Source organism: Palleronia caenipelagi (assembly GCF_007004065.1).
Taxonomy (GTDB): Bacteria; Pseudomonadota; Alphaproteobacteria; order Rhodobacterales; family Rhodobacteraceae; genus Palleronia; species Palleronia caenipelagi.
In genome coordinates this window covers 1-16,615 of record NZ_VFSV01000055.1, presented here as the reverse complement: position 1 = coordinate 16,615, position 16,615 = coordinate 1, and the positions used below count along the sequence as shown (strand labels likewise).

At 60.1% G+C, this 16,615-nt stretch carries 18 protein-coding genes and 3 pseudogenes; 4 read left to right on the top strand and 17 right to left on the bottom strand.

Annotation, left to right across the window (positions count from 1 at the left end):
• Both FEV53_RS17750 and FEV53_RS22190 read left to right on the top strand, forming a co-directional pair.
• A pseudogene (locus FEV53_RS17750) lies at window positions 1–612 on the top strand (IS6 family transposase); the annotation flags it as partial.
• 168 nt (window positions 613–780) lie between these two features.
• Window positions 781–1,069: pseudogene (locus tag FEV53_RS22190) on the top strand (hypothetical protein); the annotation flags it as partial.
• Between the two features lie 454 nt (window positions 1,070–1,523).
• Here FEV53_RS22190 and FEV53_RS17740 read toward each other — a convergent pair.
• From FEV53_RS17740 to FEV53_RS17670, 15 genes are all read right to left on the bottom strand, one after another.
• Window positions 1,524–2,912, bottom strand: coding sequence for a multicopper oxidase family protein (locus tag FEV53_RS17740; RefSeq protein WP_142836075.1), 1,389 nt, complete (start codon window positions 2,910–2,912; stop codon window positions 1,524–1,526).
• Window positions 2,912–3,823 (bottom strand): c-type cytochrome, encoded by a 912-nt coding sequence (locus FEV53_RS17735; protein WP_425465503.1) that lies wholly within the window; start codon window positions 3,821–3,823, stop codon window positions 2,912–2,914. Before FEV53_RS17735 ends, FEV53_RS17740 begins: the two co-directional genes overlap by 1 nt.
• A gap of 3 nt (window positions 3,824–3,826) precedes the next feature.
• Window positions 3,827–4,423 (bottom strand): c-type cytochrome, encoded by a 597-nt coding sequence (locus FEV53_RS17730; RefSeq protein ID WP_142836074.1) that lies wholly within the window; start codon window positions 4,421–4,423, stop codon window positions 3,827–3,829.
• 25 nt (window positions 4,424–4,448) lie between these two features.
• Complete coding sequence (locus FEV53_RS17725) at window positions 4,449–4,889, bottom strand: c-type cytochrome (protein ID WP_142836073.1); 441 nt, start codon at window positions 4,887–4,889, stop codon at window positions 4,449–4,451.
• Between the two features lie 225 nt (window positions 4,890–5,114).
• The gene (locus FEV53_RS17720) at window positions 5,115–6,023 is read right to left on the bottom strand and encodes an MBL fold metallo-hydrolase (protein WP_142836072.1); all 909 of its coding nucleotides are present in this window, start codon (window positions 6,021–6,023) and stop codon (window positions 5,115–5,117) included.
• An 18-nt stretch (window positions 6,024–6,041) separates the two neighbouring features.
• Window positions 6,042–6,473, bottom strand: coding sequence for a DUF302 domain-containing protein (locus FEV53_RS17715; protein WP_142836071.1), 432 nt, complete (start codon window positions 6,471–6,473; stop codon window positions 6,042–6,044).
• Window positions 6,474–6,529: 56 nt separating this feature from the next.
• Window positions 6,530–7,717 carry a c-type cytochrome gene (locus FEV53_RS17710; RefSeq protein ID WP_142836070.1) on the bottom strand — a complete coding sequence of 396 codons (1,188 nt, stop codon included), beginning with the start codon at window positions 7,715–7,717 and terminating at the stop codon, window positions 6,530–6,532.
• On the bottom strand, window positions 7,701–8,966 hold the full coding sequence (soxC, locus tag FEV53_RS17705) for a sulfite dehydrogenase (RefSeq protein ID WP_142836069.1): 1,266 nt from the start codon (window positions 8,964–8,966) through the stop codon (window positions 7,701–7,703). Before soxC ends, FEV53_RS17710 begins: the two co-directional genes overlap by 17 nt.
• An 11-nt stretch (window positions 8,967–8,977) precedes the next feature.
• Window positions 8,978–10,675: a thiosulfohydrolase SoxB gene (soxB, locus tag FEV53_RS17700; protein ID WP_142836068.1), complete on the bottom strand. Its 1,698-nt coding sequence runs from the start codon at window positions 10,673–10,675 to the stop codon at window positions 8,978–8,980.
• Window positions 10,676–10,753: 78 nt separating this feature from the next.
• Window positions 10,754–11,605: a sulfur oxidation c-type cytochrome SoxA gene (soxA, locus tag FEV53_RS17695; protein WP_142836067.1), complete on the bottom strand. Its 852-nt coding sequence runs from the start codon at window positions 11,603–11,605 to the stop codon at window positions 10,754–10,756.
• 26 nt (window positions 11,606–11,631) lie between these two features.
• On the bottom strand, window positions 11,632–11,961 hold the full coding sequence (gene soxZ / locus FEV53_RS17690) for a thiosulfate oxidation carrier complex protein SoxZ (protein ID WP_142836066.1): 330 nt from the start codon (window positions 11,959–11,961) through the stop codon (window positions 11,632–11,634).
• A gap of 27 nt (window positions 11,962–11,988) precedes the next feature.
• Complete coding sequence (soxY, locus tag FEV53_RS17685; protein ID WP_142836065.1) at window positions 11,989–12,405, bottom strand: thiosulfate oxidation carrier protein SoxY; 417 nt, start codon at window positions 12,403–12,405, stop codon at window positions 11,989–11,991.
• Window positions 12,406–12,441: 36 nt separating this feature from the next.
• A complete protein-coding gene (soxX, locus tag FEV53_RS17680; RefSeq protein WP_142836064.1) occupies window positions 12,442–12,912 on the bottom strand; it encodes a sulfur oxidation c-type cytochrome SoxX in 471 nt (156 codons plus the stop codon).
• Window positions 12,913–13,001: 89 nt separating this feature from the next.
• On the bottom strand, window positions 13,002–13,586 hold the full coding sequence (locus tag FEV53_RS17675) for a thioredoxin family protein (RefSeq protein ID WP_142836063.1): 585 nt from the start codon (window positions 13,584–13,586) through the stop codon (window positions 13,002–13,004).
• Between the two features lie 18 nt (window positions 13,587–13,604).
• Entirely contained in the window at window positions 13,605–14,345 is a 741-nt protein-coding gene (locus tag FEV53_RS17670) for a cytochrome c biogenesis CcdA family protein (RefSeq protein ID WP_142836062.1), read from the bottom strand.
• Between the two features lie 69 nt (window positions 14,346–14,414).
• Between FEV53_RS17670 and FEV53_RS17665 the strand changes: the two genes are divergently transcribed.
• Window positions 14,415–14,798, top strand: coding sequence for a hypothetical protein (locus tag FEV53_RS17665; RefSeq protein ID WP_425465502.1), 384 nt, complete (start codon window positions 14,415–14,417; stop codon window positions 14,796–14,798).
• A gap of 44 nt (window positions 14,799–14,842) precedes the next feature.
• A complete protein-coding gene (locus tag FEV53_RS17660) occupies window positions 14,843–15,190 on the top strand; it encodes an ArsR/SmtB family transcription factor (protein ID WP_142836076.1) in 348 nt (115 codons plus the stop codon).
• Window positions 15,191–15,618: 428 nt separating this feature from the next.
• Here the strand turns inward: FEV53_RS17660 and FEV53_RS21955 are convergent.
• Window positions 15,619–16,371 (bottom strand): annotated as a pseudogene (locus tag FEV53_RS21955) (IS6 family transposase).
• The coding region (locus FEV53_RS17650) for a transposase (protein ID WP_142836061.1) at window positions 16,355–16,615 on the bottom strand (261 nt) is incomplete at its 5' end. The gene FEV53_RS17650 and the pseudogene FEV53_RS21955, both read right to left, overlap by 17 nt.

Genomic DNA, 16,615 nt, shown 5'->3' with positions numbered 1-16,615 from the left:
CGTCAGCCGGGAAGCCGTTCGGAAATGGGTGAACCGGTTTGGTCGGCATTTCGCGCATTGCATCAAGCGCGACCGGCCCGCAGCGTCAGATAAGTGGCACCTCGATGAAGTCGCCGTCCCGATCAACGGCATCAAGATGTGGTTATGGCGGGACGTGGATGGTGAGGAGGACAAGAAATTGATCCGGGGGATCAATTTCCCGACGAACGCGATGTGCTCGACATTCTGGTGCAGCCAAGGCGAAACGCCAAGGCTGCCAGGCGGTTTCTGAAACAGTTGATCGCCCGGTTTGGCCAGCCCCGCATTATCGTCAAGAACAAATTGCGCAGCTATATCAAACCGATCTGCCCGCTGGCTCCGGACGCAGATCACCGGGCTCATAAGGGCCTCAATAATCGTATTGAGGGCTCGCACCGACCAACGCGGAAACGAGAAAAGCTCATGAGCCGGTTCAAATCGCTCAGGCAAGCGCAGCGCTTCCTCTCCGTCCATGACCAGATCAATGTGATATTCAGACCCCGCCGCTACCGACTTTCAGCCATCTCTTACCGCCACGCCAGATCAGATGCCTTCGATCTGTGGCGCAGCTACGCCCTCGAAATAACCGCATGATCGTATCCGCGCAGGACTCTTGAAATCGGTGCAGAACAAGTTGGTAATCCCGTCGCCGGTCCTGGCCGGGAGCGGCGACGGGGCAACTATATTAGGAACGAGACACATAAGGTGTTTGATCCCATGGACTGATGGTTCGGTTCTTTCTCAGGAATGGAAGGAAGCGCTATGGGACAAGTTCGTCACTGGAGCGCCACACTGAGGCATCGATCCGCCATGGTCCGAGGACAATGCCGAAGGCACGCCGTCAGACCGGCAATACGACCGGACGCAAGCTTCGCTCGCGCAGCTGAGCCGGAAGTTGGGGATCAATCACAAGACCGTCGCAAAGTGACGTAAGCGGGCCACGGTGGAGGATTCGAAGACCGGCCCCAAGAGGCCACGCTCCACCGTCCTGAACGATTCAGAGGAGGCGATGGTCGTCGCATTCTCACGTCATACGCGACTGCCGCTGGAGTTCGAGCGTCCGGCAAACGATCTGTGGGATCGCTTGTAGTGTCGAACGTTCTCTACGCTTTGCAGCCGTCGATCCCACCTGGCTATCGGCGGTCAGCACCGATCCGGCGTCCCAAACTGGATGGGCAAACGTGAACGACGTTTACGCGGCTCGCAGCAGGCTTATCCCGCCGCTACCGTGGACAACTTTCACACCGCCGCTCTCATTTAGGAAAGTGACCGCTTGCCAGAAGCACCGACGCACCAAATAGGTGACGTCCAGTGGATCACCAAACACTTTGCCTCTTCCAACAAAGCTGTGGTTCGAAATGAAGACTGAATGACCGCATCACGCTGTAGACAAACCAAAGTACGACACCGCCTCGGCGGAGACGCGGTCGGGAGACTTAAAAATAGGATCGACTGACCGGGTCGACCTCATACGATCCGATCAGATATCCCAGACCGACAGCGCGTCAGGCTACATCGATCCAGGTTGTCATGCCTGAAACCGCATGGGACAGCATGTGGCAATGCAAAAGCCATTTGCCCGGATTATCCGCCACAAAGACGATCTCGCGGGTCTCGTCGCTATCGAGCAAAGTCGTATCCCGGAGGTCGCCCAATCCACCGTTCAGCTCCACTTCGAGGAAATGTTGCCCATGAAGATGGATCGCGTGAGGGAAAGCTGTGGAGTTGCTGAGCTTCAGCCGGACCGTTTCTCCGCGCGATAACTTAGCCAGCGGTGGACCTTTCATATCGCCAACCGCCCCGTTGAACGCCCAGAACTGACCCTTCTGAACGAGATCCTGCATCGGAGACATGCGCCCGTCCATCATTGCACCACTCATACCTCCCATGGCGCCGCCTTCCATGACCAGCGCAATCTTTGTCGCGTTTGCAAGTTCAGGAGTTGCATGGGGGTTAGGTGGCAACGCAGACGGCATCGGGCGGCGGGCACGGCTCCCGTCACCAGTCACTTCGAACGCGACCTGCGAGAAAGCCCCATTGCGATCAATCTGCACCAGATGCGCAGCTTCACCCGCATCAGCGGTTACATCAACAATCAGGTCGAGACGCTGGGCGGGTGCGAGGAGGAAGGTGTCTTCTATCGGCCGGGGCTGAGAGAGCGGCATCCCGTCCTGCGCGATGACCCATCCTTCAAGTCCTTCGATCGATAACTGAAAGATCCGTGCATTCGCGGCGTTGATCAGCCGCAACCGAAGTCGCTCGTGACGCTTGACCTCTTTCGACAGGTTATAGCGCCCGTTCGTCGTGATATAGTTGCCCAATCGCCCGCCGTGGCTCAGGTCGTGCATGGCGCCAAAATTTGGCGCTATTTGTGCCGTTTCCGGATCAATCAGCCAATCATCGAGAATGAGCACCTCTTCGTGATCAATGTCGAGAGGCGCGGCCTCTTCAACGATCAGCGCTCCATGGAGGCCGCGTGCGACTTGTTCGAAGGAACGGTTATGCGCGTGATACCAATACGTTCCGGCATCAGGGACGACGAAATCATAGTCGAACCGGCTTCCCGGGGCGACAGCTTCCTGAGTCAGACCCACAACGCCGTCCATCGCATTGTCGATACGGATGCCATGCCAGTGCACCGAGGTAGCATCGGGCAAGTCATTCACAAGCTGTCGCTGCACGCGTGTTCCCTGAGCCACCCGGATCTCAGGCCCGGGCGCTCTGCCATCGAAGCCCCAGATCTGCGTCGGACCGTAATCTTCGGGCAAAAGCTGGAGATCCGATACCCCTGCACGCAGCACACCTGACGCCGAAGCGCTTGCACCCCCCGGCCCCAACGTCGCAAGCGCGACACCCGATGCGAGGAATTGCCTCCGGTCAAATGTCAGTGGCATCAGTTTGTGTCCTCCGGCAAATTGCTTTGCAACAAATAGGTCGCGATGGCTGTCAGGTCGTCATCACTGAGAAAGCGCGTACCTTCTGTAACGACCTCGGCCATGGTGCCGCCAAACACGTCGCCATCCGGCATTATACCGCTGCGGAGGGCATAGGCCAGACTGGTCAGGTCCCACCCGGAGTCTCGCAGATCTGTTGGACGGATCGCGGGGGCTTGGTTCTTCTCCGGCAGGCGGTCATTTCCGGCAAAGCGCTCGGTGTCGATGCGGGCACCGGCGAGGTTCCGCGGTGTATGGCATGCACCGCAATGACCTGCACCTTCGACCAGCCACTTGCCGCGGTTCCATTGCGCCGTTTGCTCGGGATCGGCTGCCGTGTCTGGTTCCATCAGAAACGCAGCGCGCCATAGTTTCATGACCCAGCGCTGACCGAGCGGAAAGATCGCCTCCTGCGGCGGTGATGGCTCTGCCACGGCGGGAACAGTCTGAAACGCGGACCAAAGATCGGCAATGTCCTGATCCGAGAAGTCGCCATAGAACATATAGGTGAATGTCGGATAGTAGGGATCACCCTCGGGCGAGATCCCCTGACGGACCGCGCGCGCAAAATCCGACACGGTCCAGGCTCCGATGCCATGTTCTGGGTCGGTTGTGATATTGGGCGGGTAGAATGTGCCAAACCGCGTGACGATCGGCTTACCGCCCGCCAGAGGAGCCCCGCCCGCCTCGAAATTGCTGTGGCACGCGATACATCCGGACGCGCGCGCCAAATAGGCCCCCCGGTCCACATCCCCGGTCAACATGTCCAGCCCGTCCGGCGGATCCATTCCGATGGGCCATGCCATCATTCCAGCAGCGGTGGCACCCGCACCGACCGCAAGAAACACAAAAGAACGAACGAAGCGCGACACGGCTTACTTTTTCTTGGCGCGGAAGGTCTGATGGCAGGCGGAGCACGTCTGTGTTACGGCCATGAAACCCGCGCTAACCGGCATCTCGGCCAGCAAATCGGCGGACATCATCTCTCCGGGACCCCCGCTCATCATGCTATGGCCCTGACCCATCATCCCTTGCGCACCGCCCATCATTGCCTGGTTGTTGCCCATCATTCCGCCGGTTGGAGCTGCATCGGGCCCGGCCAGATCATTTTCGGCAGCCCGCTTCATGCCCTCTGCACGGTCGGCCAGCGCGTCTGCGAGGGCGGAAAACGCATCCCAGTCCTCCCAGATCTTGTCGAGCGCTTCGGACGGGGCCCCATTCGACCCCTCGGGAAACAGCTCCGTCATCTGCGATCCAGAGTGACGGATCATCACATCCGCGGCGTCGCGGACAACCTGAGGATCATAGTCAGTCTCGCCGCGCATCATCGGGGTCAGACGCTTCATCGCGTCGCCCATCTCGCCCATAGCATCCATCCGTTCCTTGGTGACGCCCATGGCGCCGGAATGGGCAAACGCTGCAAATGCGCTGGAGCTCAGAGCCAGTGCGACCAACCAAGCCTTCATATTCATGTCTGTGACCTCTTTGCCTGACACCTCAGTTGATACCGTTGGCGCGCTGTAATTCACGCACATAGGCAATGATAGACTTTACGTCGCCATCGGTCACGCCGTCGACGGCGGGCATGTTACCAAACGACCAGTGATGCGCCCGAACGCCATTTTGAGCCGCCAGCAAAAATGAGGCATCGCCGTGGTGACTTGGCTCGTAAATCTTGTGAATGAGCGGTGGCCCGGCTTTGTCCTTGCCGGCGGCATTCTCCCCATGACACTCGGCGCACTTGGCTTCGAATGCCACCTTGCCCACCTGCGCATTGGCCGAAAGAGTGTCAGGCACCACGACATCCGCCAGCGCCGATGCGCCACTTCCAGAAGTCATGGTGTCCCCGGACGCCGGTTCAGTGCTTTTGCCTGACAACGCAAGCCACAGACCAATGGCCGCGAGCAGGGCAACTCCGAATATTCCGTATTTTGACATGTGACCCATCTAAGTCCGAAAGGGTCTGATTGCGCGAGATTCAAGCCTTTTTCAAGTTACACGGGTCGAAGAGGCGTTCACATGATTGGCACTGCTCAGAGGGCGGTGCCCTGCATTCCAGACGATCCTTCCAGGTCGCCGGAACCGAATCTCAAGCAGCGCTGCACTGATTGGGATGACCAGCGAACTGCGCGTCTCGAGCGCGTCATTGTCCTCAGTGTGGTGTTAACCGGAAACAAAGCGGTAGCCGTCTCCACGGGTTTCAGCGCGACCCATGCCACCACCGGGAAGATGAAAGCCGACAATCGTCAGATCTTCGGAGGTGATACGGTCGAGCAACGCCTTCCGGGTCTCCGCAGCCAGTTCCTTGTTCTGGTCTGATCCGCTAAGCAGATCTGGACGCTGGAAGGCGACGTGATGATTGCCGATCGCGTCTCCGATCACCAGCGCTGCGGATCCACCCTGGCGGATCTCAAAGGACATGTGACCCGGCGTATGACCGGGGGTCGAAATCGCCGCCACTCCCGGCAACACTTCGTCACCATCGTCGAAGAATGCGATCTGATCCTCAATTGCCTCCATGCGACGCCGGGCGCCGGCCGCGAAGGCAGCGCGCGCATCGCCGATTTCGTTCACCGTTTCGGGGTTCCACCAATAGTCCCACTCGGCCCGGCCCATCATCAGTTTAGCCTCAGGGAAAGCCGGGTCGTCGAAATCATCCAGGACACCCCAGAGATGGTCGGGGTGGCCATGCGTGAAGATCACATGGGTGATCTCATCGGCGCTGACCCCCAAGGCGTCAAGACTGTCAGGCAAGATACCCGCGGAGGGCATGAAACCTGTCCCTGAACCCGCATCGAACAGAACCGTGTTGGTCCCGTCACGGTACAGCGCAAGATTGCATTCGGGGGTCAGCGGGCCATCGGTCAGGCCGAATTCGGCGCGGATCGATGCGATCACATCGGCGGGCATGGGGCCGAAGATGAAGTCCGCCGGCAAGGTGAGCGTGCCGTCGCTGACCGTGGTCAGGGTCGCCTCGCCCAATGCCATCTCGGCCAGAGCAAAACGGGGCAACGCGCTCAACGCCGGCAAAGCCGCGGCTATTTGGACAAATCGTCGACGTGTGATCGTCATGCGTGTTCTCCTCGGGCGTCAGCCCTCTGCGGCTTCGGCAATGATGCTGTCCAGCATCTCCTCAACGATATCCATTGGGCCGTCTGGATAATCCCGTCGCCCGATCATCACGCCATCATCGTTCTCGGCCACGAAGATGCCATAGGGGCAGTAGGCGATATTCATCGGATCGGCCTCCATGACCTTGCGGCTGACCACGGCGGAGCAAAAGACATAGATCTGCGCATCCTTGAAAATCTCGGCCCCGCTCCCCAGATCCTTGCCGGTGCGCTGGAGCATGTCGTTCACATGGCTTACATAGTCGACCACATAGCCCTGATTGGTGATAGCATTTTCAACGGCGAATGTTGCGTCGTCAAAGCTGCCCTCATACGGGGTCACGACGGCCCCTTCCGCAGCAGCCATGGCGGGCAAGGCGCTGATCACCAGCGCGGTGAGTGCCTGTTTCATGGTCATCCTCCTATATGCTGTGGCGCCGCCGCCCCGGGGGAGACGGCGCCCTCGTCTCAGTCAGACGCAGCTTCAAGATACACAATCACCGCATGAATATCGTACTCTGATTTCAGCCCGGCAAAAGACATTTTCGTCCCCTTTGCCCAGGCACGCGGATTCGCGAGGAACTCGGTCAGACTATCCATATCCCAGACCTGCCCCTCTTCGCCGAGTGTGGTGAAGACCTTGGAGTAGCGGAAATCTTCGAGTGCGGCGACAGGGCGGCCGATAATACCATTTAACTGAGGGCCGGACTTGTTCCGGGCTCCGTCACCCACGGCGTGGCAGGCGCTGCAGCGCTTGAAAACCTTTTCGCCCGCGGCAACCACGACGGGATCAGGACCGGTTTCGGCCTCGGGCTCGGGTTCAGCCGCCGCCGGAGCGGTAGGCTCGGCATTGGCTTCCTGTACCGCTTCGGTTTCTGCGGCTTCGGGCATGGCAGCCATCTCATCGGGGCGACCGTCCATATAGACGCTGCCCGATACCCGCTCGGCGCCCCATTCGGTGCCGCCATATTTGGCCAGCAGCGCTTCCATGGGGCTCTCGACCATGGTACCGTCATCGGCAGGCGTCACGCCCACATCGCTGGCACGGCGGTTGATCGTAGCAGGCGCATCCCGGCAATCGGTCATGCAGGGCTCTGCCCGCCAGACCGCGTATTCGGCCTCGGCCCGGTCATCGATGATGAAGCCATCGACGTTGGGCATTTCCACCTGATCCCAGGTTTCGGGCGACAGGACAAAATCCTCATCCACCAGATCGTTGGAATAGAGGATATAGGCGGTGATGGCGTAGACCTCGTCCGGCGTGAGATTGCCCGCGCCCCCGAAAGGCATGGAACGGTTCACGTAGTCCCAGACGGTCGAGACATAGGGCCAGAAGGAACCGACTGTCTTGACCGGATCGACCTTGTCGAGCGAACCAAACCCGCCTGCCAGTTTCGGCCAGGCATCGCGCCCCTCGGCGAAATCGCCGTGGCAGGAGGCGCAATATTCGGCAAAGACCTCATCGCCAGTCCACACATCGCCCTCGCCCGGGGGCAGCCCCGTGCCGTCGGGCATGACATTCACATCCCACGCTGCGATCTCCTCGGGAGTGGCGGCGCGGCCAAGACCCAATGGCTCGGCGACTGCGGGAAGAGCGAGCGTCGTCAGGGCGGTGCCCAAAAGGGCGGCCCGCAGGATGTCAGGACAGTTCGACATTTTCGGCACTCCCATCCGCAGCAATGGCCCAGGTCTGGATACAATTGTTATGATAGACGGAGTTCTCGCCCCGGACCTCGCGCAGCGCAGCTTTGGTCGGCTGGACATAGCCCGTCTCGTCCATGGCGCGGGATTGCAGCAACCACGGCTCCCCGTTCCATTCGGTGTCGAGGTAGAACCGCGCGAGCGCCTTGGGGTCGCTGCCGCGATCCAGCCGGGCTGTCTCCCAGGTCATGCCGCCATCCTTGGAAACGTCGACCCTGGTGATCTTGCCATGGCCGGACCAGGCAAGGCCGGTGATGACCACGGGGCCGTGACCATGGGTGATCGGCTGTTGCGGGCTGGGCGAGGTGATGACGGATTTCGCATCCATCACCCAGGTCCACTTCCGCGCCGTACCGTCCTCAAGCACATCGGTGTATTTCGAGGTCTCCTCGCGGCTCTCGACCGGGCCATCTGTGACCTCGATCCGGCGCAGCCATTTGACCCACATATTGCCTTCCCAACCGGGGACGACGAGGCGAACGGGGTAGCCATGCTCCTTGCGCAAGGCCTCGCCATTGGCCTTGAAGGCGACGAGCACATCGTCGAGCGCCTTTTCCATCGGGATCGACCGACCGTTGGAGGACGCATCGGCGCCTTCGACATAGATCCACTTATCCGCCAGATCCCCCGCCGCGCCGAGCCCGGCCTCTTGCAGAAGGGTGCGCATGGGGATGCCGGTATATTCCATGTTGTGGAGCATCCCGTGAGTGAACTGGGCCCCGTTGAGCTGTGCTCCCGCCCATTCCATGCCGGTATTGGCGGCACATTCGCAAAAATAGACGTGGTTTTCGCGCGGGAAACGCTCCAGATCGGCATAGCTGAAGACCAGCGGCTGATCGACGAGTCCGTTGATCATCAACCGGTAGTTTTCTTTGGCCAGTTCAATGGCGCCGGAATGGTGCCGCTCGAAGGCACAACCTTGCGGCGTGATCGTGCCCTCCAGCGCGTGGATCGGGGTAAAGTTGATCGAACTCACCGGGTCCGCGGTCAGCCATGGCACGTTGCGGCGAATGACATCGGCTTCGAACCGGATTGGCAGGCCATAGGGGCGCGCCGTGATCGGGTCGCCGCCAAAGCTCGTCCAGTCCTGCAATTCGGTGATCAGCGGATCGCTCTCGGCGGCCGCGCGACCGGCGGCCAGCGCAGCCGATCCGGCCAGGGCGCCGCGCAGAACGCCGCGTCTGGTGGTGTTTCCGTCGCTCATGTGGGTCCTCCTCAGTCGGTGACGACGTCGACAGACTGTCGTGGGGCGAGGCTGACGGTGCCTTGCTCCCGGATATGGGCCTCGACCACGTCCCAGATGGGCGGGCCTTCGGTGCCTTCGTTGACGCTGGCCCAGCCCGCGACCATGTAGGCGCGCGCGGGATCAATGGCCTCACCGGTGGAGAGCAGCGTCATGTTGCTGATCCGCTCGCCCTGCGGCTTGTTCACGTCGATGCGGTAGCCCAGCCCCCCGGTGCGGACCATGTCGCCGCCCTGCTGGTAATAGGGGTCGGGGTTGAAGATGTTGTCGGCCACGTCTTCCAGCACGACTTTCAGGAATTCCCCCGTCATTTCCGTGCGGTAGGCGTTGGGATAGGTCATCGAGGTGACGTTCCAGAGATCCTCGCGGGTGATGTTCTGTCCGGGGATCAGGGAAGGCCCCCAGCGGACGCCGGGCGACAGGGCGATCTCGGCGTCGCGTTGGCTCAGGAGTGCGTCGCAGATCAGGTCGTCCCAGCTCCCGTTGAAGTTGCCTCGACGGTAGAGAAGGCTGTCGGTCTGCCCGATCACCTCGGAGAGCGTATCGGCAAAGGGCGCGCGTTCGGCCTCGATCACCGAGGCGACTTCGGGATCGGGGGTGATCACGTCGGAGAAGATCGGGATCAGCTTGTGCCGGAAGCCCATCATCCGCCCGTTCTGAATGTCGAGATCCACGCGGGAGACGAATTTTCCGTTGGAGCCGGAGGCCACGATGATCGTCTCGCCGACCAGAACAGGTTCCGGCAGCGCATCATGGGTATGGCCCGACAGGATGACGTCGATCCCTTTGACGATGCTGGCCATTTTCTTGTCCACGTCAAAGCCGTTATGGCTGAGGCAGACCACGCATTCGGCCCCTTCGGCGCGAACCTGATCGACCATCTCCTGCATATTCTCGTCGCGAATGCCAAAGGAGAATTCGGGGAACATCCAGCCGGGATTGGCGATGGGCATATAGGGGAAGGCCTGACCGATCACCGCGATCTTCACCCCGCCGCGTTCGAAGAACTGATAGGGCGGGAAGAGTTCTGCGGGCTCGTCCCACTCGGCGTCGAAAATATTCTGGCCCAGCGCCGCGAAGGGCAGTCCATCAACCAGTTCGGCGACGCGGTCGGAGCCCAGCGTAAATTCCCAGTGAAAGGTCATCGCGTCTGGCTTCAGCGCGTTCATCACGTTGACCATGTCCTGTCCCGCCGTCTGATAGCAGGTATAGGACCCGTGCCAGGTGTCGCCACCGTCCAGCAGCAGCGCATCGGGGCGCTCGGCCCGGATGGAATTGATGACCGTTGATACACGATCGAGGCCGCCCATCCGTCCATATCCCTGCGCCAGCGCGGAGAAATCACCGGAGGACAGGGCGTAGTGGGACGGGCTGCCATCGTCGATGCCGTAGAGCTTGCGGAAATCGGCGCCGGTCACATGGGGCACGGCGCCCTTGTTCCCGCCAACGCCGAGATTGACAGACGGTTCGCGGAAATAGATCGGCACCATCTGGGCGTGGATGTCTGTGATATGGATCAGCGAGACATTTCCGAAAGTCTCGAATTGCAGGAGCTGATCCTGGGTGAGGCTTTGTTGAGCGGCGAGACGCGCCCAGTTGCCAAAGCCCGAGGCGCCGACAATGGCCGACGCAGCCATAGAAGCCTGCAGGAAATCGCGGCGAGAGATCATAACTTTCTCCTCCCCGGAAAGCGGATTTCCGGGGTTAGTGGGCAGGATGAGACGCACCGCCGGAGCGGTGCGCCCGGTTCACTGACGAACGGCGGGGGTTTCGACCGACAGCCCGTTGCCGCGCGAGCGGACGTAGAGCTCAAGGGCGCGGAACTCGTCCGAGCCTTCGGCAAAGGTTTCGGCCCGCGTGTCGCGGATGCAGCCGCGGAAGCGGTTATGCACCGAGATCAGCTTGGCCTGCTTCAGACGGTAGGTCGGGAAGCCATTGATCTGGCCCTGGCTGAGATGGTCGGCCCGGATCATGTTGCCGTAATTGTCCTCGTGGCAATTGGCACAGGACAGTTCGAGCTGACCGTAGCGGGTGTAATAGATCTCCTTGCCCTGCTCCCAGAAGGGGGCAGCGGCGCCGTCGATGGCCACATTGACGGGCTCACCGCGGGACTGGAGATTGATCAACGCGACCATGCCCTGCATGTCATCGCCCGACCATTTCCATGCTTCAGCACCCATCTGCTCGGTCCGGCAGGTGTTGACGATGTCTTCCATCACCATCAGCTTGCCAGTATCTTCGTTGACCTTCGGCATGGTCGCCGCAAAGCCCGCGAAGCTGTCGACATCCCCATGGCAGGACGCGCAGCTTTCGCCGGCGCTGCCTTCGACGGTGTTATACGCCTCAATCGCCGCATCCACGGTCAACATGCCCGGATTGTCGAAATCGTCGAGCTCCAGCGCCTGCGTCTCGTCTGTGCGGAAGCGCCAGCCGGAATAGATCGTATCGACATATTCCATGTGGGCGGGCGCGGCCGCTTCGGTAATGATCTCCGTCTCGCCGTTGATCACCAGCTGGTCGTCATCGGGGCCAGCGGCCAGAGGCAGCGTGCCGAGCGCGAACAACGCGGTGCCGGCGAGCAATGATGTGTAACCTCTCATCGTGTCTCCTCCCTGTTGCGCCACGATCAGGTTACTTCGATGGGCTTCGTGTCGGTGTAGACCGAGCCGTCATCGTCGTACCACGTAAAGGTGAACTCGCCGCTCTCCGGGACCATCGCCTCGAACTCGAAATAGGGGTTGGTCGAGATTGCGGGTTCCATGGTCACGTCGACCACCATCTCTCCGCCGAACTCAGCGGTGAAACGGTTGATGATCGAGCGCGGGATCGGATTCCCCTCTTTGTCCTTGCGCTGACCCGATTCCATCGGGTGGCTGATGAGGGTCTTGATGGTGACCGCTTCGCCCGCAGAGGCCGTCTTCGGGACCTTGACGCGGGGCTTAACTCCGTCTGCCATAATTGTGGTTCCTTCTCTTATCTGGGATCAGCCGCCGCAGCCGCCGATGGTCACCTTGACTTCGTTAGACGTGCGCACGAAGGAGCCGTCTGCCATCTTGGCAATTGCCACGACATCCTGCGTGCCTGCGAGGCGGATGCGGGTCGAGGCGCTCTGCGAACCGGCCATCGGGCCGAAGTTGAACGTGCCAACCGCGGGGTTCGGGTTGCCCGCTGCGAGCAGCATGATGGACACCGCACCGGGGGCCGAGACCTCGACCGGCACCGTGTTGCCGTTCTCGGCGATCTCCGGCGTCGACAGGGTGATCCCGTCCGAGCCGGTCTCCGCCCCGCCGGTAAAGGCCGCCACGGAGTCCTCCACCGAGGCGAAGAGCGGCAGAGGCAGCGCCGTCGCGGCAAAGGCCCCAAGTCCCGCCAGGATCGTTTCACGTCGTGTCAGTTGCATTCTTTGATCTCCTGATTTGTCTTCCGGGCCGGCCGGTTATTCGGTCAGCGTCAGCAGATACGCGACCACGTCCTCGACCTGCTGCGCAGTGAGCAGCGGGTCCAGATCGCCCTCGGCGGCCTTGCCGGTGTATGCATTTCCCGGGCGGGTAAAGCCCGTGGTGCGGTAGAAGGAAGGCATCACCGTGTCGGGGAACATCTCCTTGGCGTTGGAGACGATGCCGCGCAGATCCGCCTCGCTCCAGCGATCCGCTGCACCGTCGAGCGACGGACCCACATTGCCCTGAAAAGCATATTCCGGCAGGTCGGTGACCTGATGGCAGGCAATGCAGTTGCCTGCGCCCTTATTCATGATCTCGCGCCCGGAAGCGGGATCACCCGCCATGCCGGTCAGCGACATCTCGACGGCTCCGTCGGTATAGGCGACATCCGTTGGGGCGACTGTTTCTGCCTGGAGCGGCATCGCCGCGGCGGTCAATGCAGCGGCTGCGAGCCATATGCGTGTCATGTTTCCTCCCTGAGCGCTTTTCTTGGACCTTAGGTCACGTCCCGTTCATCACGCAACAACAAATTCGGGTAAATGAATTTTAAGATGTGTCATTCGGTGTTTCCGTTGTTGCGTTCGACAATCATCCGGGCGTGGTAGCGCTGAAAATCTTCTTCCGGATCAGTGAGATAGCGCTGTTCTGCCACCCAGGTCAGCAGGTCGAATGTGGTGCCTTTTCCAAACGCCCCGGGCATGGTGGCCACTGCCGCCTGTGCGGCTGTCGCGCCCTCGGGGACCTCTTCGGGCAGGAAGATCATCGTCGGCGTGAAAAGAATCCCCCATTTCCGTGCAGCGGCCTTCTCGGAAAGAGTCTCTCCGTCGAAATCGGTGATCTCAATGTCACCATGAAGGTTAAGCTGCACCACAAAGTAATTCTCTTCGATGGCCTGGCGGACCTTTGGGTCGGGGAAGACCTCAGCGTGCATCTTGTCACAATAGATGCAGCCGCGTTGCTCCATGATCAGCAGCAGGCGTTTACCCTCGGCGTTGGCCTCCGCCAGGTCCTCGGGCAAGTCCTTGAATGTGTCGCGCATCCAGTCCGTCTTGTGCAATCCGTCATCGCCCAGCTCAGCCGCGGTGACGGGCGCAGCGCAGGTCAGAAAGGCGGTGACAAAAGTTGCGATCAGTCGCTTCATCAAAGTGTCTCCTCTTATTCAGCCGACGCGCCCGAAAAACGGCATGACGTCGAGCATCCATTGGGCAATGTAATTCATCGTGTTGGTGGCGATCAGCAGACCAAAGATGATGAGAAACACGCCCATGATCTTTTCCATGACGCCCAGATGGCGCCGAAACCGGGCGATCCAGCGCATGAAAGGTCCGATAAAGAGCGCCGCGATCACGAAGGGTAAGGTCATCCCCACCCCATAGGTAAACAGCAACGTTGCGCCTTGACCAGCGCTGTCCTGGCCCGCCGCGGTGAACAGGATTGCGGCCAGCACCGGACCTACGCAGGGGGTCCAGCCAAAAGCGAAGGCCAGACCAATTACATAAGCTCCGAGATATCCCATTTTGCTCGTATCACCGGCCTCGGAGCGGAGCTGGCGGTAGAGGATGCCGATGCGGATTACACCCAAAAAGTGCAGACCCATGCCAATGATAATTGCGGCGGCCACCCAACGCAGCACATCGAAATACGACCGCACCATCTGGCCAAAGGCCGTCGCCGTCGCACCCAGCCCCATGAACACAGTGATCACCCCGAGGGCAAAGAGCATCGCACCGATCACCGCCCTCCGCCGCGTGGCCGGAGCAATCTCGGCCTCGGCGCTGATCTGGTTCATCCCGACGCCCGCCAGATAGGACAGGTAGAAGGGGACGATGGGCAGGATGCAGGGCGAGAGAAAGGACAGAAGCCCTGCCAGCAGCGCCCCAAAAAGTGTAACGTCGAACATGCGAGCAGGGATTCCTTGATAAATTCAGATATCAGAGTATGTATATCACTTGTTGTGTCAATCGCGGAGATGGCTGTGGGGGCTTTTTGGCGAATTGTACTGCTCGGCACCCTGCTGACCGGCATGGCGCAGGCGGAGACCTTTTTGCTCATGGCCGAGGAGGAGGGATGCAGCTGGTGCGCGCGCTGGAACGCCGAGATCGGCCCCATTTACCCCAAAACCGCCGAGGGCCAGAATGCACCTTTGCGGCGCTTCGATTTGCGTAAAGGCCAACCCGATTATATCGCATTGAAAAGCGCGGTGCGGTTCACACCGACATTCATTTTGGTTAAAGAGACTGAAGAAATCGCCCGGATAGAGGGCTATCCGGGAGAGGAGCTTTTTTGGTGGCAGCTTTCTGTCATGCTGAAGAGGTCCGGTCCCCAAGAACAACAAAAGGGTAACGACCAATGATACCGGATATTGGGCCTCACCCCGACCTTGCCCCGAAGTCCTCGATGGATCATCCATCGGGGACAGGGCACCACTGCCCGGACGACATCGACGAGATGACCGAGAACGCGCAGAGAGCTGCGGGTTTCCTCAAAGCGCTGGCCCACGAGGGTCGCCTTATGATTCTGTGTCATCTCGCGACGGGTGAGAAATCCGTTACCGAGCTCGAAGATCTCATCGAAGCCCGTCAGTCAGCGGTTTCTCAACAGCTCTCGAGGCTCCGTCTCGAAGGTCTCGTCACGCCGCGACGGGAAGGTAAAGCAATTTTCTACAGCCTGACCGACGACAAACCAAGGCAGGTTATTGAGCTGCTACATAGCTTGTTTTGCAGCACGTCAGACACGGAGACCTGAAGGTTCGAGGTGCTGCATCATTAGACCGTCCACGCGAGACCGGTTTCCGAATGTAAAACGCTGTCCTCTGCCCCAAACCGTGGCCCGCGAAATGGCGACGTGCCGATGCTTGGGCATTTTTCTTGAACTCATGCCGCAGGCATAACCACATCTCACCCCGCTCGCGTTCGGTGAAGCCAATAATTCTACGGTACAAAGAAAGTTCATGCGGATTACGAGTACGACGCGAATGGCGAATTCGGCGATTGCGGTCCCTGGCTGCATTACAGGTGTCAAAGGGATTTCAGATCGAGCAATAGGCATTCCATTGGTCCGACTGGACCTTGCGAGGGTATCTTTGTCCCGATCCAGTTTTTGTGCGTGGTAGCTAGTCCTGCGGGATTACCGACTTGTTCTGCACCGATTTCAAGAGTCCTGCGCGGATACGATCATGCGGTCATTTCGAGGGCGTAGCTGCGCCACAGATCAAAGACATCTGATCTGGCGTGACGGTAAGAGATGGCGGTAAGTCGGTGGCTGCGGGGTCTGAATATCACATTGATCTGGTCATGGGCGGAGAGGAAGCGCTGCGCTTGCCCGACCGACTTGAACCTGCTCATAAGCTTTTCTCGTTTCCGCGTTGGTCGGTGCGAGCCATCAATACGATTAATCAGGGCTTTGTGGACGCGATGATCTGCGTCCGGAGCCAGCTGGCGGATCGCGGATCGGTTTGATGTAGCTGCGCAATTTGTCCGTGACGATAACGCGAGGCTGGCCAAACCGGGCGATCAACTGTTTCAGAAACCGCCTGGCAGCCTTGGCGTCTCGCCTTGGTTGCACCAGAATGTCGAGCACATCGCGTTCGTCGGGAAATTGATCCCCCGGATCAATTTCTTGTCCTCCTCACCATCCACGGCCCGCCACAGCCACATCTTGACGCCGTTAATCGGGATCACGACTTCATCGAGGTGCCACTTATCTGACGCTGCGGGCCGGTCGCGCTTGATGCAATGTGCGAAATGTGAGCCAAACCGGTTCACCCATTTCCGAACGGCTTCCCGGCTGACGATGACGCCTCGCTCGGCGAGCAGATCCTCCACATCCGCCGTGCTCAGCGGGAACCGATGACAGGCCCAAACGGCGTAGACGACGACTTCACGGGGAAAACGGTAGTATCCGTCTTGGTCAAGCGGAGCGTTCATCCCATTTTCGGCCGTCACGCAACAGGGCGTTGGCGAGCAGGATGAGTTTGCGCATGACTGCCGTGATGGCGAGTTTTGGTGGTTTTCCCTTGTCCAGCAAGGCTTGGTACTTGCGCTTGAGATCGGCGTTGAACCTGACTGCGACCAATGCGGGCATGAAGATTGCAGATCGCAGAGCCGCGCGCCCTCCGCGGATCATTTCCTTGCCTTTCCATTTCCCCGACCGGCGCGTGAACGGTGCAAG